The following is a 1,198-nucleotide window of genomic DNA, read 5'->3' on the forward strand; positions in this document are numbered from 1 at the left end:
CTGCCGCACGTCAACGTAGGCACAATTGGCCACGTTGACCATGGCAAAACAACATTGACAGCTGCTCTGACGCGCGTATGCGCTGAAGTGTATGGCGGTACTGCAGTAGCATTCGCTGGTATCGATAACGCACCTGAAGAGCGTGAGCGTGGTATTACTATCTCTACCTCGCACGTAGAGTACGAATCAAAGATTCGTCACTATGCGCACGTTGACTGCCCAGGACACGCCGATTATGTGAAAAACATGATCACCGGTGCTGCGCAGATGGATGGCGCAATTCTGGTATGTGGCGCGACTGATGGCCCTATGCCTCAGACACGTGAGCACATCTTGCTGTCTCGTCAGGTAGGTGTTCCATACATCGTTGTATTCCTGAACAAAGCAGATTTGTTGGCTGAAGACTGTGGCGGTGTTGATTCTGAAGAATACGCTGAAATGGTTGAGCTGGTAGAAATGGAATTGCGTGAGCTACTGGATGCTTACGAATTTCCGGGCGATGACACGCCAATCATCTGTGGTTCCGCGCTAATGGCGTTGAACGGCGAAGATGAAAACGAACTGGGTACAACGGCTGTTAAGTTGTTGATCGAAGCATTGGATACGTATATTCCAGATCCAGTACGTGCTATCGATCAGCCATTCCTGTTACCAATTGAGGATGTATTCTCAATCTCTGGTCGCGGAACGGTAGTAACTGGTCGTGTAGAGCGTGGTATCGTTAAAGTAGGTGAGTCAATCGAGATCGTTGGTATCCGTGACACACAAACAACTACTTGTACTGGCGTAGAAATGTTCCGCAAATTGCTTGACGAAGGTCGTGCAGGCGAGAACTGTGGTGTGTTGTTGCGTGGTACTAAGCGCGATGACGTACAGCGTGGTCAGGTTCTGGCTAAGCCAGGCACGATCAAGCCGCATACTCACTTCGAAGGTGAAGTATATGTGCTGAGCAAAGATGAAGGTGGTCGTCATACGCCATTCTTTAAAGGCTACCGTCCACAGTTTTACTTCCGTACCACTGATGTGACAGGTAACTGCGAGCTGCCAGAAGGCGTTGAAATGGTAATGCCAGGTGATAACGTGAAAATGGTTGTTACTCTGATTGCGCCAATTGCAATGGACGAAGGTCTGCGTTTCGCGATTCGTGAAGGCGGCCGTACAGTCGGTGCTGGTGTTGTAGCTAAAATTATCGCTTAAT

Annotated in this window: 1 protein-coding gene; it reads left to right on the top strand. The window is 49.3% G+C overall.

Translation table 11 applies throughout. From position 1 onward, the window contains the following. A complete protein-coding gene (tuf, locus tag Nant_RS00040) occupies window positions 1–1,197 on the top strand; it encodes an elongation factor Tu (RefSeq protein WP_054339599.1) in 1,197 nt (398 codons plus the stop codon). Window position 1,198: the final 1 nt, after the last annotated feature.

It is taken from the genome of Neptunomonas antarctica, assembly GCF_001305295.1.
Taxonomy (GTDB): Bacteria; Pseudomonadota; Gammaproteobacteria; order Pseudomonadales; family Balneatricaceae; genus Neptunomonas; species Neptunomonas antarctica.